Source organism: Streptomyces sp. NPDC028910 (assembly GCF_055564955.1).
Genome location: NZ_JBVHVF010000013.1, coordinates 128,693 through 149,990 on the forward strand (window position 1 = coordinate 128,693; position 21,298 = coordinate 149,990).

Consider the following 21,298-nt stretch of genomic DNA (forward strand, 5'->3'; position numbering starts at 1 on the left):
GTGAACGCCCTGACCGACCGCACCGACGACCGCTGGGACGACGGATTCATCGCGCGTTCGCGCCCCCCGGCCGCCACCGGGGGCGAGGAGGGCGCGGACGGCGGGGGCGACGAGGGTGACGAGGCGCTCGTACGGGCCGTCTCCGGCGCGGGCAGCGACGGCGGCAAGTCGTCCGCGCCCCCGCTCAGCCCCGAGGCGCACGCCCTGCGCGCGCGCCTCGACGCGCTGCGCCAGCTGGTCGGGCTGTCCCGGACCCGGCTCGACGGCAAGACCCTCGCCGAGGCCGGGCGGGTACTGGACGAGGCGGCGGCGCGGCGCGGGCTGTCGCCCCAGCACACGGTCGTCGCGATCGCCGGAGCCACCGGAAGCGGCAAGTCCACGCTCTTCAATTCACTCGCCGGGGTGCAGATCTCCGAGACGGGGCTGCGCCGCCCGACCACCGCGGCGCCCATCGCGTGCAGCTGGTCGGACGGGGCCGCCGGACTGCTGGACCGGCTGGAGATCCCGGGGCGGCTGAGGCGCCGGCCCCGCGAGACCTCGGAGGCGGAGGCGCTGCGCGGGATGGTCCTCGTCGACCTGCCGGACCTGGACTCGGCGGTCGGCGCGCACCGGGAGCACGTGGACCGCGTACTGGCCCTGGTCGACGCCGTGGTGTGGGTGGTGGACCCGGAGAAGTACGCGGACGCGGTGCTGCACGAACGGTACCTGCGGCCGCTGGCCGGGCACGCGGAGGTGACCTTCGTGGTGCTGAACCAGGTGGACCGGCTGCCCGGCGAGGCCGCCGACCTCGTACTAGACGACCTGCGCCGGCTCCTCGACGACGACGGCATCGCGCTCGGCGAGCACGGCGAACCCGGCGCCACGGTCCTCGGACTGTCCGCGCTGACCGGGGAGGGCGTCGCGGAACTGCGGGAGCTCCTCGCACAGTTCACCCAGGAGAAGGGCGCCGCGACCCGGCGCATCTGCGCCGACGTCGACCGCGCGGCCGCGCGCCTGCGGCCGCTCTACGTCGCCGACGGGCGCTGCGGACCAGAGATCGGGGAGGCGGCGCGCGCCGAGTTCGAGGACCGGCTCGCCGAGGCGGTCGGGGCCTACGCGGCCGGGCTCGCGGCCGAGCGCGCGTGGCGGCGCAATGCCGGGAAGGCGTGCGGGACGCCGTGGCTGCGGCTGTGGCGGTGGTACGAGAGCCGGCGCGCGCCGCGCACCCTCGCGGGTCTGGCCGCCCTGGCGGTGATCGGCGGCCGGGGCCCGGCGGTGGCGCAGGCGCCGGCCGAGGAGGAGGTGACCGCACGCCAGCGGGTGGAACAGGCCGTACGGGCGGTCGCCGACGAGGCGGTCGCCGGCCTGCCCGAACCGTGGGCGCAGGCGGTCCGGGAGAGCGCGGTGCGTGGCGCCGACGGGCTTCCGGAGGCGCTGGACGAGATCGCGGTGACCCTGGGTGCGGCGGTCGCGGTGCCCAGCGTCAAACCGCCGCGGCCCACGTGGTGGCCGGTGGCGGTGCTGGGGCAGGCCGCCATGACGCTGCTGCAGATCTACGGCGGACTGTGGCTGGTCGGGCAGATCGCCGGTGTCCTGGAGCCGAAGCTGCTGCCGCCGGTGCTGCTGATGGTGGCGGGCATCATCGGCGGGCCCCTCGTGGAGTGGGCCTGCTCGATCGCGGCCCGGGGCCCGGCGCGGCGGTACGGGCAGGACGCGGAGCGCAGGCTGCGGCAGGCGGCGGCCGGGTGCGGGCGGGCCCGGGTGCTGGAACCGGTGGCGGCGGAGCTGCTGCGCTACCGGGAGGTGCGGGAACAGTACGCCGCGGTAGCCGCAGGGGGGAGCAGGTTGTCCACAACCCGCCAGTAATCCACAGGCCGGAGCGGGGATCGGCGGCGGGCTCCAGCATGGTTCGTACCTCGTACGGATGGTCCGTACGGGTGGGAACCACGGGGGAGGGCGGCCGGGATGAACGACACCCAGGTGACGCTGGTGGGCTGTGTGGCGACGCAGATCGACTACAAGGAGACGGTGAACGGTCCGTCGGCGCGGTTCCGCTTCGCGGTGACGCCGAGGTACTTCGACCGGCGCAAGGACAGCTGGACCGACGGGACCACCAGCTTCTACACGGTGTGGGCGCGGCGGACGCTCGCCGTGAATCTCGCCGGTTCCGTATCGGTCGGGGAGCCGCTGGTGGTGCACGGGCGGCTGCGCGTCCGGGAGGACCCGCCCGACGCGGAGGGCAAACGGTGGATCTCGGCGGAGATCGACGCGAGCGCCATCGGGCACGACCTGAACCGCGGGACGGCGGCCTTCCGGCGGGTGATGAGGACCGACACTCCGCTGATGGCCACTCAGAAGGCGGCGGTGGTCTGAGTGTTCGAGGCGGTTAGGATTCCCCGGTACTCACGGGCACCTGGGTCTTTGGCCCGAAGGGGAAGACTGTGTCGATTGCCGTTCCCGCATTCTCCGCTCCCGATTCCACTGATTCCACTGATTCCACTCCTGCGCCTGCTTCTCTTGAACCTCGTGCCGCTGAACCTGCCGCCGCGGTACGGGGCTCGGCGCGCCGGCCGCTGGCGGTGGCCCTGCTGGCCGCCGCCCTCGCCGCCGCGCCCGGTGCCCGGGCGGCGGCCGACTCCGACCCGGTGGCGGCCCGGGTGCCGGAGGGCGCGAGCGCCGTGCTGGACGGGCTGAAGACGTACGGACAGGCCGTCCTGCACTCCGGGGACGGATCGGTCCGGCACATCCCGGCCGGGCTCTACGAGATGCGCGTGGACGGCGGCGGGATGCTCCAGACGTACGGGGTCGGCGTGGCGGGCAACGCCCAGCCGCAGGCCCGGTACACCGAGAGCGGCTGGGGCGGCAGCCCGCTCGCCGGGAACCGGGACGCCGGCCGGATCCGCTGGGTCCTGGAGCACTCCTACCCGCAGCTGAACGATCTCGCCGGGCTCGCCAGGGCCGCCGGGGCCGGGGCGCTCACCGCGGAGAGCGCGGCGGCCGGGACCCAGGTGGCGATCTGGCGGCTGGCGGACGGCGTGCGGGTCGAGGCCGCGGACCCGGCGGCGGAGAAGCTGGCCGACTATCTGCAGCGGGAGGCGGGGCAACTGCCGGAGCCGCCGGCCTCGCTGCGGCTGGACCCGGGCGGCGTGTCGGGGGCGGTGGGTACCCGGCTCGGCCCGGTGACCGTGCGGACCGGGGCGCGGAGCGTGTCGGTCGTCCCGGACGCGGCGGCCGTCGCGATGGGGGTGCGGGTGCTGGACGCGGAGGGGCGGCCGCTGGACACCGCGGTCAACGGGAGCCGGCTGTACTTCGAGGTGCCCGCGGGCACTCCCGACGGGACGGCCTCGGTCACCGTGCACGGTGCGACCAAGGTGCCGGTCGGGCGGGTCTTCACCAGCGGGGTGCCGGCACAGGCCCAGATCGTGGCCGGCTCCAGCGAGTCCGCGGCCGCCGCCACGGCCACGGCGCTCTGGCCGCCGGTCCCGGTGGCCCAGGCGGGCGCGACCGCGGGCACGACCGCCGGCTCGGCGCCGGAGGCGCTGGGCGCGCAGTCCGCGGCCCTCTCGACGACCTCCCTGGACGAGGAGCGGCTGGCGACCAGCGGCAGCTCGGCGGCCACCCCGGTCATCGCCTCCCTTGCGGTGGGCCTGGTGGTCCTGGGCGGGCTGGTGGTCCTGCTGCTGCGCAAGCGCCCGCTGGACGAGGAGGACAGGGCGTAGGAGGGCGAGGGGAGTGTCCGGCCCCGCCACGGGCCCGGTCCGGTGGGCCGGGTGCGTCCGGTGGGCCAGGTGCGTCCGGTGGGCCGGGTGGCCGAGGGGTCGATTTCGGATCCGCTTCCCGGGGTAGGCGAAAGAAATGGCTGATCAGGAGCTGACCTGGCCGGGCGTCCTCGCGGGATGGGACCGGCGGCTGTTCGACGCGGTGGCCCGGCGGCACTGGCCCGGGGCCGACCGGGTACTTCCGGCGCTCGGGCGGGCCGCGAACCACGGCGTGCTGTGGAGCGGGGCCGCCGCGGCCCTCGCCGTCTTCGGATCGGCCGGGGCCCGCAAGGCCGCCGTGCGCGGGATCGCCTCGCTGGCGCTGGCCTCCGCGACGATCAACACCGTCGGCAAGTGGTCCGTACGCCGGCCGCGGCCGCTGCTGGAAGGCGTGCCCGCGGTGCGCCAGCTGGCCACCCAGCCGCGGACCACCTCCTTCCCGTCCGGGCACTCGGCATCCGCCTTCGCCTTCACCGCCGGGCTGGCGCTGGAGTCACCGGGCTGGGGGGCCGCGCTGGCCCCGGCGGCCGCGTCCGTCGCGTTCTCCCGGGTCTACACCGGCGTGCACTACCCCTCGGACGTGCTGGCGGGCGCGGCACTGGGCGTGGCCGCGGCGTTCGTCGTACGCCGGCTCGCGCGCGACGTACTGGAGGCCCGGGTCGTACCCGGCGACGAGCGGCCGGCCACCGGGGCGCCCGCGCTGCCCGACGGGGAGGGGCTCACGGTGGTGGTCAACACCGGGTCGGGGACGGCCGCGACCGCCGGGCTCGACCTCCTGAGCGCCCGGTTCCCCGCCGCCGAGGTGATCGAGTGCGAGGGCGCGGAGCTGGCCCACACCCTTGCGGCGGCGGCCTCGCGGGCCACCGTCCTCGGGGTCTGCGGCGGCGACGGCACCGTCAACGCGGCCGCCACCGCCGCACTGCGCGCCGGGGTGCCGCTGGCCGTGTTCCCCGGCGGCACCCTCAACCACTTCGCGATGGACCTCGGCCTCACCGGAGCCGAGGACACCTGCCGCGCCCTGGCCCACGGCCAGGCCGTCCGCATAGGAGTGGGCCGCTTCTCCCCGGGGCCCGGGGGAGAGCCCGGCTACTTCCTGAACAACTTCAGCATCGGCGCCTACCCGGAACTGCTGGGCCACCGGCTGCGCTGGGGCCCGCGCATCGGCGGCGGCCCGGCCGCGCTGCTGGCGGCCTGGCGCGTGCTGCGCGCGCAGCGTCCCGTGCGGCTCCGGCTGGCCGGACGGCCCCGGAGCGTGTGGCTGCTCTTCGCGGGCAACGGCACCTACCACGGCACCGGCCCCGCCCCCCGCCGCCGCGACAGCCTCGGCGAGGGCCTGCTCGACCTCCGGCTCGTCTACGGCGGCGGCCGTCCCGGCCCCCGGCTCCTGGCCGCCGCCCTCGCGGGACCCCTCAGCCGCTCCCCGGTCCACACCGCCACCCGCCTGCGCAGCCTGCGCATCGGGGACATCCCGCCGGGCATCCCGCTCGCCTACGACGGCGAGTACGCCGAGGCCCCGCCCGCCCTCGTCCTCGACGAACTCCCCGACGCCCTCACGGTCTACCGCCCCAGCTGACGGGCTGGGGCCCGCACCATCGTCACCTCATGTTGCTTTTGGGGCCATGGGGGGCCTTGCCGTCGGTGCGGCTCAGCAGGACGAAACCGGCCCTCTCGGCCACGGTGCGGTACCCCCGGACGCCGGCGATGTCGAGGGCGATCCGCTCCTGCCTGACCGACATCGGCCAGCGGTGGTGTGGGGCGACCTTGGTGTCGACCATGATCCATTCGGGATCGGGGCGGCTGTCACCCCATCCGTAGACGCTGACGCTGGTGCGGTCGGCGAGGTGGGGCCCCAGGTTGTTCGACGCCTGGACCGTGGCTCCGTCCGGGATCTCGGCCATCACAGCGCGGGCCACCGCCAGGCGGGGATCGCTCTGCCAGGTCGCCGGCTGGACCAGCTGCCACAACGGGAAGTGCGGCAGCAGCAGCAGGGTGACGGCCGCGCAGCCCGCCAGATAGCGGTACAGGCTGCGACCACTCGTACCCCGCCGGTGCAGGGCGTCGATGAAGGCCGCGAAGACGATCGGCACGATCGGCAGCGCGTAGTGGTAACCGGTGCCCCAGTGGGCCGGGTAATCCGAGGCGAGGCGCCACATCACGGTCGGCACCGCGATCAACAGGAGCGGAGAGCGCAGCGCCAGGAACAGGGTGGGAGCCAGCATCAGGATGAGGGTCGTGACCTTCTCCTGCGGGGTGATGAGACCGAGCGTTGCCTGGTGGAGGACTTCCACCAGGCCGCCCCCCGACCCGCCGTCCGTGGCGCCTCCGGGATTGTGGGAGGCGTAGTAGCCGTCGAACCCGCCCGGGTGGAAGGCGGCCAGCACCGGCACGGTGAGCGCGGTCGCGGCCAGCCCGGCCGCGGCCGTGACGATCCCCAGCCTGCGGCCCCCGCGTCCGCCCCGCCACGCGATGACCAGGCCGATCACGGCCACCGTGAGGCCGAGGTCCTCCTTCACCAGCACGAGCGGCAGCGCCCAGTACGCGGCGGCGCGCAGCCGGCCGCTGCCGAGGGCGGTCAGGGAGAACGCGAGCAGCGGAACGGCGAAGGCCCATTCGTGGAAGTCGTAGGCGACCCCGCTCGCGATGCCCCACGAGACGCCGTAACAGACGCCGATGACCACGGCGGCCGCGGAGCCCAGTGTCCTGCGGGCCCAGAAGGCCAGCGGCAGCACGCTCGCGGCGATCAGTGCGGCCTGCGCGACGAGCAGCAGCTTCACTGACGGCCACAGCCAGTACAGCGGTGCCAGAAGGGCCAGGACGGGAGAGAAGTGGTCGCCCAGGACGGGGAAGTCCGGCCCCTTGACCTCGGAGACGGGCAGGTGCCCCTCCGCGTAGGACCGCACGACCTGGACGAAGATCCCCAGGTCGAAGGAGTGCGAGAGCAGACGCTCGTGGATCCGCAGCGACAAGGCCGTGTAAGCGAAGAACAGCGCCCCCGCCATGGCCCAGATCCACCAGGTGGCCTCGGGGCGGCTCCCCGCGAGCGGCTCCGGAGCTGCCCGTTCCGCGGTACCCGACTGTTGCGGTGGGAGTGTGGCGGCGTTGCCGGTGGGTGCTTGCATGAACCCTCAAGATGCCAGCAACCCCACGGGCCGGGTGCGGTGCCGCCGCCCGTGTGGGCGGTTTCCTTCGAATGGCGGACGCCTGCACGCAGTCCGTGGCCCTGACCACACGCGTTTCCCCCGGGGGGTGGACGTCAGGCAAGATGGGGTGTATCTGCCCACCATCGATCTGCCGGACGGTTTCTCTTGGCTGAGTTCATCTACACCATGCGCAAGACGCGCAAGGCGCACGGCGACAAGGTGATTCTTGATGACGTCACCCTGAACTTCCTGCCCGGCGCGAAGATCGGTGTGGTCGGCCCGAACGGCGCCGGTAAGTCCACCGTTCTGAAGATCATGGCGGGCCTGGAGCAGCCGTCCAACGGCGATGCCTTCCTGTCGCCCGGTTTCACCGTCGGCATCCTCATGCAGGAGCCCAAGCTCGACGAGTCGAAGACCGTCCTGGAGAACGTCCAGGACGGCGCCGCCGACACCATGAAGAAGCTCCACCGCTTCAACGAGGTCGCCGAGCTGATGGCGACCGACTACTCGGACGCGCTCCTCGACGAGATGGGCAAGCTCCAGGAGGACCTGGACCACTCCAACGCCTGGGACCTCGACGCCCAGCTCGAGCAGGCCATGGACGCCCTGGGCTGCCCGCCCGGCGACTGGCCCGTCACCAACCTCTCCGGTGGCGAGAAGCGCCGCGTCGCGCTCTGCAAGCTGCTGATCGAGGCCCCGGACCTGCTCCTCCTCGACGAGCCCACCAACCACCTCGACGCCGAGTCGGTGAACTGGCTCGAGCAGCACCTGTCGCAGTACAAGGGCGCCGTGGTGGCCGTCACCCACGACCGGTACTTCCTCAACAACGTCGCCGAGTGGATCCTCGAGCTCGACCGCGGCCGCGCCCACCCGTACGAGGGCAACTACTCCACCTACCTGGAGAAGAAGGCCACCCGCCTCAAGGTCGAGGGCCGCAAGGACGAGAAGCGTCAGAAGCGCCTCAAGGAAGAGCTGGAGTGGGTCCGCTCCAACGCCAAGGGCCGTCAGACCAAGTCCAAGGCCCGTCTGGCCCGCTACGAGGAGATGGCGGCCGAGGCGGACAAGATGCGGAAGCTGGACTTCGAGGAGATCCAGATCCCGCCGGGCCCGCGTCTGGGCTCGATCGTGGTCGAGGTCAACAACCTCTGCAAGTCCTTCGGCGACAAGGTTCTGGTCGACGACCTGTCCTTCACCCTCCCGCGCAACGGCATCGTGGGCATCATCGGCCCCAACGGCGCCGGCAAGACCACGCTCTTCAAGATGATCCAGGGTCTGGAGCCGGCGGACTCCGGCTCCGTCAAGATCGGCGAGACCGTCAAGATCTCGTACGTCGACCAGTCCCGCGCCAACATCGACCCCAAGAAGAGCCTCTGGGCGGTCGTGTCGGACGAGCTGGACTACATCAATGTGGGCCAGGTCGAGATGCCGTCCCGCGCGTACGTCAGCGCCTTCGGCTTCAAGGGCCCGGACCAGCAGAAGCCGGCCGGCGTCCTGTCCGGTGGTGAGCGCAACCGCCTCAACCTGGCGCTGACGCTCAAGGAGGGCGGCAACCTGCTGCTCCTCGACGAGCCCACCAACGACCTCGACGTCGAGACCCTGTCCTCGCTCGAGAACGCGCTGCTGGAGTTCCCCGGTGCGGCCGTGGTCATCTCCCACGACCGCTGGTTCCTCGACCGGGTCGCCACGCACATCCTGGCGTACGAGGGCGACTCCAAGTGGTACTGGTTCGAGGGCAACTTCGAGTCGTACGAGAAGAACAAGATCGAGCGTCTCGGCCCGGACGCGGCCCGTCCGCACCGTGCCACCTACAAGAAGCTCACCCGAGGCTGAGGTCGCCGTCATGGCCAGACACCACTACCGGTGCCCCCTGCGCTGGGCGGACATGGATGCCTTCGGGCACGTCAACAACGTCGTCTTCCTCCGTTATCTGGAGGAGGCGCGGATCGACTTCATGTTCCGCCTCGCGCCGGGGGAGGGCAGTGATTCCTTCACGGGCGGGTCCGTCGTGGCCCGCCACGAGATCGACTACAAGCTGCCCCTCGTGCACCGCCACGAGCCGGTCCTCATCGAGTCCTGGGTGACCCGGATAGGCGCCGCCTCCCTGACCATCCGCTACGAGGTCAAGGACGAGGCGACCGAGGACGCGCCCGAGACGGTCTACGTGCGCGCCGAGACGGTGGTCGTGCCCTACAACCTCGCCGCGGGGCGGCCCCGCCGCATCACGGCCGAGGAGAGGCGCTTCCTGGAGGAGTACCTCGACGAGCCGGTGTCCGCATCCGCCTCCGCCTCCGCCTCCGCATCGGCTTCCGCTTCCGGCAGCGGCCGGGAAGGACGCCTCGCGGCATGACCGAGCAGCTGCGCTTCGCCGACTCCGGGGAGGCGGCGGACCTCGCCGCCTTCCTGGGCCGGCTGGTGCACTACGACCGCGCCGCCGCGGTCCGCCTCCAGGCGGGCGGCGGCGCGCTCGCCGTCTTCGGGCGGCCGCCGTCCTTCGAGGTCCTGGCCATCCGTACGGTGCGGCTCGCCGCACCCGTCGCGGCGCCGCTGGACCTAACCGTGTCCGCCGGTGAGCTCCTGGAATCCGTGGACGAGGCCGCGGCCGCGGCCACCGTGCCCGGGCCGGTCACCGGACCGCCCTGGACCGGGGTGCTCCCGCCCCGCGGCGGCTGGCGGCAGTTGCCCGGGCTGCCCGGCCCCGAGGCGATGGGGGAAGCCGTGGCGGCCGCCGTCGCCGAGTTCCGGGCCCGCGACGAGGCCCTGCCCGCGCAGCACCGGACCCGGTCCGAGCGCGACCGCATCGGCCGCGAGATCTGGTCCCGCACCCTGGGGGACACCGAACTGCCGCTGCGCGCCGTGCACGCCGCACAGTCCCTGGGCTTCCTGCGTCCGGTCCGGGCGGCCGTTCCCGCGCCCGCGCCCGCCGCTGCCCCCGGTTCCGCCGGCCCCGATCCCGTGGCGCTGCTCGCCGCCGGGAGCTGGCTGCGGCTGCGCACCCCGTACGGTTCCGTCGCCACCCGCCGCCCCGGTGCCACCGGCGGCCTGGGCGCCCTCCAGGTCCGGCCGGTCTGATCGGCTTCCCGCCCCGCCCCTATGGGGGTCTTGCCTCCTAGTGCTGTGGCCGGAAAGGTTCACCGGGTCACGGCCCCCGGCACGGCACCTCGCGGCGTTGTCGGACCGCGCAAGTACGTCCAGTACGAGCCGCGATCCTCCGCCTTGCGATGCACCGCACCGGACGCCGCGACCCGGCAAACCTTTCCGGCCACAGCACTAGCCAGCCGTGTTGATCATCGAAGCGGCGGCGTAGGTCAGGTACTTCCACAGCTGCGCCTCCAGCTCCGGCGCCAGGCCCAGCTCGTCCACCGCGACCCGCATGTGCTTCAGCCAGGCGTCGTGGGCCGCCGTGTCCACCTGGAACGGGGCGTGCCGCATCCGCAGGCGCGGGTGCCCGCGGTGCTGGCTGTAGGTGGTCGGACCGCCCCAGTACTGCATCAGGAACAGCGCGAACCGCTCCTCGGCGGGGCCGAGGTCCTCCTCCGGATACATCGGGCGCAGCAGCGGGTCCTGCGCCACTCCCTGGTAGAAGCGCCGGACGAGGCGGCGGAAGGTGTCCTCGCCGCCCACCTGCTCGTAGAAGGTCTGCTCCTGAAGCGTGCCCCGCGGAATCTCATTCACCTGACCATCGTCTCAGACGCCCGGACCCAGGACCGGGGTCCTAGGACCATCCCCCGGACCGTCCTCGCTCGCACGCGGGGGCCGCGCGCAGGACAGTGGAGTCATGGGCGGACACACCCCACGCGCCGAGGCCCGGGACCTGCGCGAGACCGCGCACGCCGCGCAGGTCCGGGAGCTGGTCGCCGCCGGGGTGCTGGACGATCCGCACTGGCGGGCGGCCTTCGCCGCCGTGCCCCGGCACGTGTTCGTGCCCTACTTCTGGACCGGCCGCGGCGCCGGTCACGAACGCCTCTGGGCCGAGGACCCCGACCCCGAACGCCGGGCCCGCTGGCTGCGCGGGGTCTACGTCGACACCCCGCTGGCGACCCGGCTGCGCGACGGCCGGCTGGTCTCCTCCAGCAGCCAGCCCTCCCTCATGGCGAAGATGCTCTCCGCCCTCGACGTGCGCGACGGCGACGACGTCCTGGAGATCGGCGCGGGCACCGGCTACAACGCGGCCCTGCTCTGCCACCGGCTCGGCGAGGAACACGTCACCACCGTGGACCTGGACGAGGAGATCACCGAGTCCGCGCGGGCCCACCTGGCCGAGCTCGGCTACCACCCGACCGTGGTCACCGGGGACGGGGCGCGCGGCTGCCCCGCCCGGGCTCCGTTCGACCGGATCCTGGTGACCTGCACGTTGCCGCTGATCCCGCTCGCCTGGCTCGGCCAGTGCCGGCCGGGGGCGCGGATCCTCGCCCCGCTGTCGACCGGGCTGATCGCGCTCACGGTGCGGGACGCCGAATTCGCCGAGGGCCGCTTCCTGCACACCGCGGCCTACTTCGTCCCGCTGCGCGGGGCCGGCGCGGCGCCGCCGCCCGCCCCGTCCGACCTGCCGTACGGGTTCCCGTACGAGCTGGTGGAGAACGAGCGCTTCCAGTTCATGCACCTGCTGACCGCGGGCGTACTGCACCCCCGCGAGGCCCTGGACCTGTGGCGGCGCGAGGGGCGGCCGTCCCGCGAGCGCTTCGGCGTCACCGTCAGCGCCGAGGGCCAGTGGTCGTGGCTCGACGATCCCCAGGGACCCTACGTATGGCCCCTGGGGGACCTGGGGGAGGGGTGAATCAGCCGCGGCGGATGGTGATCGTGGTCCAGGCACCCACGTGGACCCGGTCGCCGTCCGTGAGCGGGACCGGGACGTAGGGCTGGATCGGCTCCTCGCCGCCGTTGATGGTGGTGCCGTTGGTGGAGTTCTGGTCCACCACCGCCCAGCTGAGGTCGGGCTGCTGGACGAGGACCGCGTGCTGGTGGGAGACGCCCGGGTCCTCCGGGGGCACCGACAGGTCGATGTCGGGGGACTCGCCCGTGGAGGCACGGCGGCGGCCGATGGTGACCTGGCCGCCGGACAGCGGGAGGTGCTGCTCCGGTGAGTAGGCGGGCAGGTTGAGCCCGGCGGCCTCGGGGCCGCTGCGCTGCATCATCGCCATGAAGTACGAGCGGTCGGGGCCGATCGTCGCGGTCCAGGCGCCGCCCTGGGGCGAGAAGGGCTGGTGCTGCGGCGGAGGCTGCTGCTGGTACTGCTGCTGGGGCGGCGGGGCCTGCTGCTGGTACTCCTGCTGGTACTCCCGCTGCTGCGGCGGCGGAGGCTGCTGCTGGTACTGGGGCTGCGGGGGCTGCTGGTAGTCGAGGGACGGCTCGTGCGCGGGCGGCGGCAGCAGCCAGTCGTCCTCGCGCTGGAGCGGCTCGGCCGGCCGGTTGACCCGGGACGGCCGCGAGCCCTGGTACTCGAAGTGGTCCTGGGAGTAGGTCCCGGGAGCGGGCACCGGCGGCGGAGGCGGAGGCGTGGTACCGGCACCCGACCCGGCACCCGACCCGGCACCCGAACCGAGACCTGAGGCCGCACCGGGACCGTGACCGGGACCGGCGGGCGCGCCGGTCGCCTGGTGCCCCGGGCCCGCGCCCGTGCCCGCGCCCGGGCCAGGACCCGGCGCCGACGGCGCGTACGAGGTCGCCGTACGCGTCAGGAAGTTGTACCGGCACTCCTCGCAGAACGGGGTCATGGCCTCGCGCGGGGTCCGGCACTGCGGGCAGAGCTCGGCCTGAGCGGTCGGCTCACCAGTGGTCGGGGGGTAGCCGTAGCCGTAGGAGGGGGCCGGAGGCGGGCCATCCGGTGCAGCCATGCGGTGGCCGCAGACCTCGCACCAGTCGTCGGAGGCGGACTGGTGCCCGTTCGGGCAGGTCGGCATGGCGGCGCTTCCCCCTTCTTCTCCCTGCGTCATCGCGTCAGGTCTTCTCAGGTCTTCTTCACTCGGACGGTCTGCGTCGAACGCGTTTCGAGGGTCATCTCGTCGGCATCGGCGACCTTCGCTTTCAGCCGCACAGTACCCGCCACGGCGTCCACCACATCCACCACCTTCGACAGCAGTCTCGCCGTGTCGGCGTTCCCCGAGGCACTCGCCAGCTGAACGGCGCGCCCGAGCTTTGCCGTTGCGCCGTCGACATCGCCCAGTTTGCGGGCTTCCAGGCCCTGCTGGATAGCCTCTGCCAGCTCCGCCTGCCCGGTGTAGTGGGCGACCTGCGGGTTGATGGCGGTGGACACGGCCAGATCGTTCGTCCACACCGCGCGCACCAGGCCCTGGGCGAGGACGGCCGGGTTCTCACCGGGCTTGCCCGCCGCTCCCGGCACGACGAGCGTGGCGCGAGCGGCGAGCATCTCCTGCCCGACCGCGGCGCCCGGGACGCGGACGCACACGTGGTACTCGCGGGACTCGTCGCCCCATGACCCGGTCGGGTAGTCACCGGCGCGCGGCCCCGCCTCGGTGCGACGGGCGGTCAGGTCCTGGACGCTGGGAGCCACCTGCTTGACGTACTGGATCTCCACGCCGACCGGGGTCCACAGCCGCAGCGCGACGTCCGCGACCTCCTTGCCCATGACGTTCTCCATCATGCGCGTGAAGTCCTCGGTGAGGTGGGCCGGGTCGGCCACGATGTCGGCGGAGCCGAGCAGCGCGCTCGCGATGCCGGTGACCTCCTTGACCTCCCAGTCGGTGCCCACCCCGCGGGCGTCGCAGGTGAAGCGGCCCGCGCAGGAGTCGAGGGTGGCGCGGAGCACCGCCGGCTCCTCGTGCTCGTTGCGGCCGTCGGTGAGCAGGATGCCGTGCCGGATGGTCGCGGAGGACCGGCGCAGCAGGCCGTCGGCGAGGCGCAGCCAGGTTCCGATGGCCGTGCCGCCGCCGGAGCTGAGCCCCCGCAGGGCCTCCTTGGCCTGGGCCCGGGTGGCCGCGTCGGCCACCGCGAGGCGGCCCTGGCCCGGGTAGACCTCCTTGGCCACGTGCGTACCGGCGATCACGGCGAAGGAGGTGCCGTCGCGCAAGGTGTCGACGGCCGCGGCCGTGGCCTCCCGGGCGCCGCGCATCTTCTCCGGCGGGTACTCCATGGACCCCGAGCAGTCGACCATGATCACGACGGCTGCCGTGCCGTCGGCGGCCGTCGCGCGGGTGACGGTGCCGCCGCCGGTGGAGGTGACCGTGACGATGGCGTGGACGTCCCGCCCGCCCTCCGGGAGGAACTCGTTCTGGTACACCTCCACGCTGAACCGCGGGGCGCTCGGCTTGGCGAAATTCGCCATCGGTTGGACTCCTAGGGGGCTCGGGCAGGCGGGTCAGACCTGCGGGCGCGCTTCCGCTTCCGGTTCCGGTCGTGCGGGCGGGCCCGGCTCCGCCGCCGGTCCCGGTTGCTCCTCGGGGAGCGTGGCGAACGGCACGACGGCCACGGTGACGTTGTCGTGGCCGCCGCCGTCGAGGGCGTGGCCGACCAGCACCTGCGCGCTGTGCAGCGGGCGCGTCGCGGCGTCGGCGGGCAGCACCTGGGCCATCTCCCGCGCGGACTCCGCGTAGTTCCACAGTCCGTCGGTGCAGACCACCACCACACCGGGGTGGTCGGGCTTGAAGGTCGCGGTGTGCGGTTCGAGTTCGTACGCGTCGGCCCCCAGCCAGCCGGTGATGGCGTGCGCACGGACGTCCGCGTAGGCCTCGGCCTCGCCCATCAGGCCGGCGGCGACCATCTGGGCGGCCCACGAGTCGTCCTCGGTGAGGCGGCGGGGCAGGGCGGCCCGGTCGTCGGGGACCCAGTACGCGCGGCTGTCGCCCACCCAGCCGATGGTCAGCAGGCCGCCGCTGACGACGGCGCCGACCAGGGTGCAGGCCGGGGCGTTCTGCGCGCCGGGGGTCTCCGGGGCAAGGGCGTTCACCGCGGCGGCGGCGGCCAGGATCGCCTCGTGCATGGCCTCCTGGGGGTGGGCGCCGCGGGGCAGTGCGTCGAGCAGGGCCTCGTTGGCGGCGCCGGCCGCGGCGGCCGACGCCTCGTCGGGGCGGCTCGCGGAGGAGACGCCGTCGCAGACGATGGCCACGGTCGCGGCGGAGCCGTCGGGCAGGGCGGTGGCCGCCACGGCGAACGAGTCCTCGTTGCGGTGGTGGCGCAGCCCCCGGTCGCTGACGGCGGCGACGCTCCCGAGCTCCTCTTCGAGGTGGTCCCGCTCCCGGGGCTGCGCGTGGCCGCAGTGCTCGCAGTACCCGTCGGTGTCGACGTTTCCGGCCCGGCAGGCGACGCAGGTCTTCCCGGCGGCCGCTGCGCCGGGCGGGGCCGCGTTGTCGTACGGGGCTTCGCCCGTGCCCCACGGCGTCCCCTCCGGGGGTGTGCCGGGGCTGTCGCCGGGCCGGTCGTGGCGGGCCTCGGGGACGTCCGCCGAGTCCGCCGTGTCCGCCGAGTCGGGCGGGCCCGAAGGCACGGGCCCGGACGGATCCGGGGCGCCCGGCGCCGGCCCGGATCCGTCCGTGGCACTGCTCCGGGGCCGGCCGCCGTACGCCGGCTCCCGGGCGGACCCGGAGGCGTACGGGCCGTCGCCCGGTCCCCACGGGGTCCCCTGCGGGGGTGTGCCGGCGCCGTACGGGTTCTCGCGGCCCGGGACCGGGTACGAGGCCTCGGCCGGGCCCGGCTCCGGATCGGCCTGCGCCGGGGCGGCCTGCGCCGGGGTGGCCTGCGCCGGATCGGCCTGCGCCGGGGCGGCCGCCCAGTCGGCCGGGTCGCCGACCAGCGTGGGCGCGGCCGCGGCCGCGCTGCCCCAGCCCGGGGCCGGTTCGGCGGCGCCGTAGGAGACCGCGGGAGCCGCGGCTGCGTAGCCGCCGGCGGGGGCGACCGCACCCCGCCCGGCGGCAGCGGGCGGGGCCGGTGGAGCCGGTGGAGCCGGCGGGATCGGGATGGTCGGGTGGTCCGCGGACGCGGCCGGGGGAGGAGCGGTCACGGCGTAGCCGCAGACGCCGCAGAAACGGTCACCCTCCTCCAGGGGTTCCGCGCAGCTGGGGCAGCCCGACAGCCGATGCATCGACATCAATCACACCCACGTCCGGGGACGGAAACGGTTTGCCCGCTCCACCAGTTCGATCCTCTCCTCGCCACGCCGCGCCAGCCGCGCGAGAACGCGGTACGAGCGCTCCAGTCCGAAGCGCAGGCCCCGCTCGTCCAGTTGACTGCCGAGCAGCGAGGTCCGGCCGGGGTCGGAACCCCGGCCACCCGACAGTACCCAGTCCAGGGCCGAGCCCAGAACCTCCGTCGCGAGCAGCTCCTGCCGTTCCGGGTCCAGCCCGAACCGCCGCAGCGCCTCCACCTGGTCCGCTGCGGCCACCAGGTCGGCCAGCAGCGGCTCCTGCGGGGACCGGTCGCGCAGACGTGCGCGTACGGCCGCCACCCGCGCGGCGGTGTAGTGGATGGACGCCTCCGGTACGGATTCCAGCGTGCGCACGGCTCCGTCCCGGTCGCCGGCGGCCAGCTGCACCCGGGCCAGCCCGAAGGCCGCGCTCACGAATCCCGGGTCGGTGATCCACACGAGGCGGTAGTACTCGGCGGCGTTGTCCAGCTGGCCCAGCACCTCGGCGCACAGCCCGAGGGCCAGCTTCGGCGCGGGCTCGCCCGGGAAGGCGTCGTAGATCGCGTCGAAGGACAGGGCCGCTATCTCGTTGTCACCGGTGGCCAGCGAGGCGACGCCCCGGGCCCACACCACCCGCCAGTCGTCCGGATGCCGGGCCTCCAGATCCACCAGTGTGCGGGACGCCTCCGGCAGTTCGCCCAGTTCGAGGCGGGCCCGCAGCTCGCGCAGCCGTAGCTCGGCGGAGTCGGCCGGGGCCGAGCCGAGGGCGGCCAGGAGGTCGCCGGGCGCGGAGGCCAGCAGGCCGGCCAGGAACCCGGCGTTCGGGTCGCCCGAGTCCACGAGCGGCACGGGCAGGGCGAGGGCGATCCCGCGGGTGTCGAGCCGACTTGCGCCCGCAGTGGGTCGGGCCGGGGACACGGGGACCGGCGCGGGCGGGTGCACGGGCGCCGCCGGAGCCTGCCGGGCCGCCGGCACGACTGCCCCCGCCACATGCGTGGCACTGGTCCCGATCCCGGCCACGGCGCCGGAAGCCGCCGCCCCGCCGGCCCGCGTACCGGGAACTCCCGCGTGCGGCGAGGGAGCTCCTGCGGGCATCGGCAGGCCGCCAGGAGGGGGTGGGGTTCCGCCTACGGGCGGCGTCTGTGCCCACGTACCCGGCGCGTTGATGGCCTCCGAGCCGGTCCGGCGGCCGGGGCCGCGTGCACCGAAGAGCCCGCCACCCAGCCGGGAGGTCAACGGCCGGGAGGTGAACGGCCGGGCGGCGAGCGGTCTCAGGCCCAGGTGGGAGACGGCCGTGTCGGCCGTGTCGGTGAAGAGCCGGGTGTCCGGGACGCGCGTCTCGGGGCCGAAGAGGGTCGAGAGCTGCGGCCGGGGCCGGCCCGTCTGGAGCGCGACCACCTCCCGCAGCACGCCCGTCAGCTGGTCCGCCATCTCCTGCGCCGAGGCGAACCGCCGCCCCGGGTCCGGGTCGGTCGCCCGTACGAGCAGCCGGTAGAAGGACTCGTACCGCCTGAACACCTCGATGTGCTCGGGGTCCGGCAGCGAATCCACGAACACGTTGGTGTAGCCCTGGAAGTCGAAGGTGAGGACGGCCAGCGTCCGCGCCACCGTGTAGAGGTCCGAGGCGACGGAGGGGCCGAGCTCCGCCACCTCCGGGGCCTGGTAGCCCACCGTGCCGTAGATGGCCGACTCCTCGTCGTCCATCCGCCGCACCGCGCCCATGTCGATCAGCTTCAGCTGGTCCTGCTGCTGGATCGCGTTGTCGACCTTGAAGTCGCAGTACAGAAGGTTTCTGCTGTGCAGGTGGCCCAGCGCCTCCAGCGCCTCGATGCCGTACGCGCACGCCTGCTCCACCGGCAGCGGATCACGCCGTCCGTCCGGCCGGCGCCGCTCGTTCGCGATCTCCTTCAGCGACTTGCCGCCGACGTACTCCATGACGATGTACCCGTCCAGCGAACCGGTCCGCTGGTCCAGGTGCTCCACGAAGTTGTAGATCCGCACGATGTTGGAGTGCTCGATCTCCGCGAGGAAGCGCCGCTCCGAGATCGCCGCCTCCATCGCGTCCTGGTCCCCGGTGTCCAGCAGGCCCTTGAGCACCACCCACCGGTCCGCGACCGCCCGGTCCACCGCCAGGTACACCCAGCCGAGGCCGCCGTGCGCGAGGCAGCCCGCCACCTCGTACTGGCCGCGGACCACCTCGCCGGCGCGCAGCTTGGGCACGAAGGAGTACGGGTGCCCGCACTTGGTGCAGAACCCTTCCGTCCGGCCCGGCCGGTCCCCCCGGGCCCGGCCCACCGGGGCCCCGCAGTCCGAGCGCGAGCAGAACCGCTTGCGCTCCGGCACCTCCGGGTTCTCCAGGACCGCGGCCGAGGGGTCCGGACGCGGCACCTCGGGTACGTTGACCAGCCCGGCGCCCAGCCGACTGCGCCCCGAGGAAGCCCCCGAGCCCGAACTGCGCACCGACACCGAGCGGGTGGACACGGTCCCCGGCAGCGACCGCGACAGCCGCCCGGACACGGAGCGGCGCGACGACGAAGAACGCGAGGAGCGGGAGGAGCGGGCCGAGGCCGAGGAGCGCGCCGAACCGTGGGAGCCCTGCGAGCCCATCGACCCCCGGGACCCGCCGGATCCCAGGGAGCCCCGAGCCGCGCTGGTCATCCCCGTCGGCGGCGAGACCAGCTCCTCCGCACCCGCCGCCACCGAGCCGATCGGCGCCAGACCGCAGGTGTCGCAGTACAGCTCGCCGCCGCCCATGTCCTCGTACGCCCCCGGGCAGCCGGGGCGAACGCACGCGGTTCCGGTCAGGCTCATGCGTCCTCCTTCCCCGGCCCGTAGGGCCGCTGTTCCTGGTCTTGCGGCTGCGGCTGCGGCTGCGGCTGCCCCGGCTGACCCGGCGCGAGTGACTCCGCCGCCGCCTGCTGGTAGCGCAGGACGGCCTGTTCGGCGGCCCGCAGGTCACAGGGCGCGCTCCACAGCATCCGGCGGGCCGTGTCGTACCGCTCCATCAGCAGCGGGTCCTCCGCCAACCCGTGCCGGGCCACCTTCGCCTTGTACGCGTCGAGGCGCCCGCGCAGTTCGGCCCGGACGGCCAGCGGCGCCGTCACCGCGGTCAACGATTCACGGGCCCGGCGCAATTCCTCCTCGGCCCGCTCCTCCAGCGATTCCAGCAGGGGCGAGAGCCGGTGCCAGCGGGAGTGGCGCCGGTGCTCGGCCGCCGCCGCGAGCTGCTCCTGCAGCACCGTCGGCGGGCCGCTCACCGCGGGCACCTCGGACGCGGCGATCTTCGCCAGCACCTCGCCGCGGGCCGTCCGCGCCTCCGCCAGGGTCCGGTCGGCCCGCGAGAGCACGTCCCGCAGGCTGATCAGCCGCTGCTCGGCGTCCTGCCGCACGGCCAGCACCGCCTCGACCTCCCGGCGTACGTCCTCCAGCGCGAGCGCGGCCCGGTCGTAGCGCCTGGTGTCCGGACGGCCGCCGCCGGGCGCGGCGCTCCCCGTCGCCGGCAGCCAGAACGCCAGCGGGTCCGCGATCACCTGCGCCCGCAGCTCCGTCAGCTCGGCGGTGATCTCCTCCAGGTCGTCGCCCGAGGGGTGCTCGCCCGGGCGCACGCCCACCGAACGGGCCAGCGAGCGGGTGCGGTCCAGCTCGGCGCCGAGGAGGTCGATCCGGGCGGGCAGCGCCGACCACACGGCGTCGGCGGCGACCACCACGTCCAGCGAACGCGCGTACAGGTCGTTCATCCGGGCCACCAGCTCGGCGAGCGAGAGCCGCTCCGCCAGCGCGACGCCCTCCGCCGCGGCCCCGGCGATCAGCACACCGGGCCCGCGCAGCCGCTCGGTCAGCTCGATCAGGTCCTCGCGGTGCGGCCAGCGGCGCCGCTCACGGACCTCGCGGGCGGCGGCCAGGGCCCCGCTGTAGGCGTCGAAGTACGTCCACAGCCGGGTGATGTCCGCGTCGGCCACCGCCCACCGCTCCTTGGTGACCCCGGACAGCGCGGCGCCTTCCAGCAGCCGCCGCCCGGCGTGGTCCTGGAGGGCGAGCAGCGAGGTCTCGACGGCCTCGTGCTCCGCGCCGAGCCGGGCCAGGGCGCGGTCGACCTCGTCCCGGTCCATCACTGCCGAACCCGCCTCCACCGACCGTGCCTCCGCTTCCGCGGCCGCCTCCGCCGCCGCCTCCGTGTCCGCCCGCGGGTCCGGGTTCACGCCCGGGCCCGTACCCGAAACCGTCACCGTCCTCAGCCGTCCCGGTACTTGGGCGCGGGCGGTCCGCTCACGCCGGGGAGCACGGGCTGCAGGTGCTTGAGGTACGCCTTCATCCACGGGCTGTCAGGGCCGCCCGCGCGGTAGTTCTCCAGCACCTTGTTGACCCGGCGGACCAGGTCGGAGGCGTCCTTGTTCATGGCCACCCCGTAGAACTCGCGGGTGAAGGGCGAGCCCACCAGCCGCACCGAGGGGTCCTGCGCGGCCTGGCCGGCCGCGAGGGCGTTGTCCGTGATGATGCCGTCGACCTCGCCCAGTTGCAGCCGGACCAGGCAGTCCAGCTGGTTGGCGACGGTGACCGGTACCGAGCCGTACGACTGGGACTTCAGCGCCGTCTCCGCGGTGGAACCGGCCGCGAAGCAGATCCGCTTGTCCTTCAGCGAGGCGTCGTACCCGGTGATCGGCGAGCCCTTGGGAGCCAGCACCTGCTGCCCGGCCTCGAAGTAGGCCGTCGAGAAGGCGACGTCCTCCAGCCGCTTGCAGTTGATGGTCATGGTCCGCACGACGATGTCGACGCGGCCCTCCTGGAGGGCCGGGACGCGCTGGCTGGTGGGGATGGCCCGGTAGATGACCGCGTTCTCGTCGCCCAGGATGTCCTTGGCGATGGCCTTGACCAGGTCGATGTCGAAGCCGTCGAGGCGGCTGCCCTCGGCGCTCTGGTTGCGGTAGCCCCAGCGGAAGCTGTTCTGGTCCACCCCCGCGACGAGTTTGCCCGCCGCCTTGATCCGCGCGATGGTCGCCCCGTCCACCTCGGACGGGCGCAGGCTGGCCTCGGGGTCCGGACAGGTGTCGGCGAGCACCCAGGGCGCGGCCGGGGCCGCCGCCATCGAGGCGGGCTCGCGGACCACCGGCCGGCCGGTGTCCGGCGTCGCATGGGCCAGCGGCAGCAGCACGAGCGCGGCCGTCACGGCGCAGGCGACGGCCATCGCGCTCACCCCGCCCCAGCCGCGCAGCCGGCCCGCCGCCCGCCGGACCCCGGACACCGCGCCCGCGGTCCCCGAGCGGCCTTCGTGACCCGTGGGGCCTGCATGACGCGTGGGGCCTGCGTGACCCGCGCGGCCTTTCTGACCCGCGGGGCCCGTGTATTCCTCG

The 21,298-nt window shown here is 74.2% G+C and carries 16 protein-coding genes; 8 read left to right on the forward strand and 8 right to left on the reverse strand.

The genetic code is table 11. The features are described from left to right. The 4 genes from ACZ4TV_RS18045 (at position 1) to ACZ4TV_RS18060 (ending at position 5,310) form a co-directional block, all read left to right on the forward strand. The gene (locus ACZ4TV_RS18045) at positions 1-1,845 is read left to right on the forward strand and encodes a GTPase (protein WP_468135639.1); all 1,845 of its coding nucleotides are present in this window, start codon (positions 1-3) and stop codon (positions 1,843-1,845) included. A 99-nt stretch (positions 1,846-1,944) separates the two neighbouring features. Continuing rightward, entirely contained in the window at positions 1,945-2,352 is a 408-nt protein-coding gene (locus ACZ4TV_RS18050) for a single-stranded DNA-binding protein (RefSeq protein ID WP_468135640.1), read from the forward strand. 206 nt (positions 2,353-2,558) lie between these two features. Then, positions 2,559-3,698, forward strand: coding sequence for a thioester domain-containing protein (locus ACZ4TV_RS18055; RefSeq protein ID WP_468135641.1), 1,140 nt, complete (start codon positions 2,559-2,561; stop codon positions 3,696-3,698). Positions 3,699-3,834: 136 nt separating this feature from the next. After that, the gene (locus ACZ4TV_RS18060) at positions 3,835-5,310 is read left to right on the forward strand and encodes a phosphatase PAP2 family protein (RefSeq protein WP_468135642.1); all 1,476 of its coding nucleotides are present in this window, start codon (positions 3,835-3,837) and stop codon (positions 5,308-5,310) included. Positions 5,311-5,332: 22 nt separating this feature from the next. On the opposite strand, the gene ACZ4TV_RS18065 is transcribed toward ACZ4TV_RS18060, so the two are convergent. After that, complete coding sequence (locus ACZ4TV_RS18065) at positions 5,333-6,856, reverse strand: DUF2079 domain-containing protein (RefSeq protein WP_468135643.1); 1,524 nt, start codon at positions 6,854-6,856, stop codon at positions 5,333-5,335. 186 nt (positions 6,857-7,042) lie between these two features. On the opposite strand from ACZ4TV_RS18065, the gene ettA reads away from it, so the two are divergent. The 3 genes from ettA to ACZ4TV_RS18080 are packed head-to-tail and all read left to right on the forward strand — an operon-like array spanning position 7,043 to position 9,946. Then, positions 7,043-8,707, forward strand: a complete 1,665-nt coding sequence (ettA, locus tag ACZ4TV_RS18070; protein WP_468135644.1) for an energy-dependent translational throttle protein EttA — start codon at positions 7,043-7,045, stop codon at positions 8,705-8,707. A gap of 10 nt (positions 8,708-8,717) precedes the next feature. Beyond that, a complete protein-coding gene (locus ACZ4TV_RS18075; protein ID WP_468135645.1) occupies positions 8,718-9,224 on the forward strand; it encodes an acyl-CoA thioesterase in 507 nt (168 codons plus the stop codon). After that, positions 9,221-9,946: a DUF8010 domain-containing protein gene (locus ACZ4TV_RS18080; protein ID WP_468135646.1), complete on the forward strand. Its 726-nt coding sequence runs from the start codon at positions 9,221-9,223 to the stop codon at positions 9,944-9,946. The genes ACZ4TV_RS18075 and ACZ4TV_RS18080 overlap by 4 nt, the downstream gene beginning before the upstream one ends. A 198-nt stretch (positions 9,947-10,144) precedes the next feature. Here ACZ4TV_RS18080 and ACZ4TV_RS18085 read toward each other — a convergent pair whose 3' ends face one another. Then, positions 10,145-10,549, reverse strand: a complete 405-nt coding sequence (locus ACZ4TV_RS18085; RefSeq protein WP_468135647.1) for a globin — start codon at positions 10,547-10,549, stop codon at positions 10,145-10,147. 103 nt (positions 10,550-10,652) lie between these two features. Between ACZ4TV_RS18085 and ACZ4TV_RS18090 the strand changes: the two genes are divergently transcribed. After that, positions 10,653-11,651 (forward strand): methyltransferase domain-containing protein, encoded by a 999-nt coding sequence (locus tag ACZ4TV_RS18090; protein WP_468135648.1) that lies wholly within the window; start codon positions 10,653-10,655, stop codon positions 11,649-11,651. 1 nt (position 11,652) lies between these two features. Here ACZ4TV_RS18090 and ACZ4TV_RS18095 read toward each other — a convergent pair whose 3' ends face one another. The 6 genes from ACZ4TV_RS18095 to ACZ4TV_RS18120 all read right to left on the reverse strand — a co-directional run bounded on the left by ACZ4TV_RS18095 (position 11,653) and on the right by ACZ4TV_RS18120 (position 21,132). Then, positions 11,653-12,807 (reverse strand): FHA domain-containing protein, encoded by a 1,155-nt coding sequence (locus ACZ4TV_RS18095; RefSeq protein ID WP_468135649.1) that lies wholly within the window; start codon positions 12,805-12,807, stop codon positions 11,653-11,655. Positions 12,808-12,821: 14 nt separating this feature from the next. Next, positions 12,822-14,156: a VWA domain-containing protein gene (locus tag ACZ4TV_RS18100; RefSeq protein WP_468135650.1), complete on the reverse strand. Its 1,335-nt coding sequence runs from the start codon at positions 14,154-14,156 to the stop codon at positions 12,822-12,824. A gap of 33 nt (positions 14,157-14,189) precedes the next feature. Beyond that, a complete protein-coding gene (locus tag ACZ4TV_RS18105; protein ID WP_468135651.1) occupies positions 14,190-15,914 on the reverse strand; it encodes a protein phosphatase 2C domain-containing protein in 1,725 nt (574 codons plus the stop codon). 3 nt (positions 15,915-15,917) lie between these two features. After that, entirely contained in the window at positions 15,918-18,761 is a 2,844-nt protein-coding gene (locus ACZ4TV_RS18110) for a serine/threonine-protein kinase (RefSeq protein WP_468135652.1), read from the reverse strand. Next, a complete protein-coding gene (locus tag ACZ4TV_RS18115; RefSeq protein ID WP_468135690.1) occupies positions 18,758-20,059 on the reverse strand; it encodes a coiled-coil domain-containing protein in 1,302 nt (433 codons plus the stop codon). The genes ACZ4TV_RS18110 and ACZ4TV_RS18115 overlap by 4 nt, the downstream gene beginning before the upstream one ends. Positions 20,060-20,181: 122 nt before the next feature. Next, a complete protein-coding gene (locus tag ACZ4TV_RS18120) occupies positions 20,182-21,132 on the reverse strand; it encodes a glutamate ABC transporter substrate-binding protein (protein ID WP_468135691.1) in 951 nt (316 codons plus the stop codon). Between the last annotated feature and the right edge of the window lie 166 nt (positions 21,133-21,298).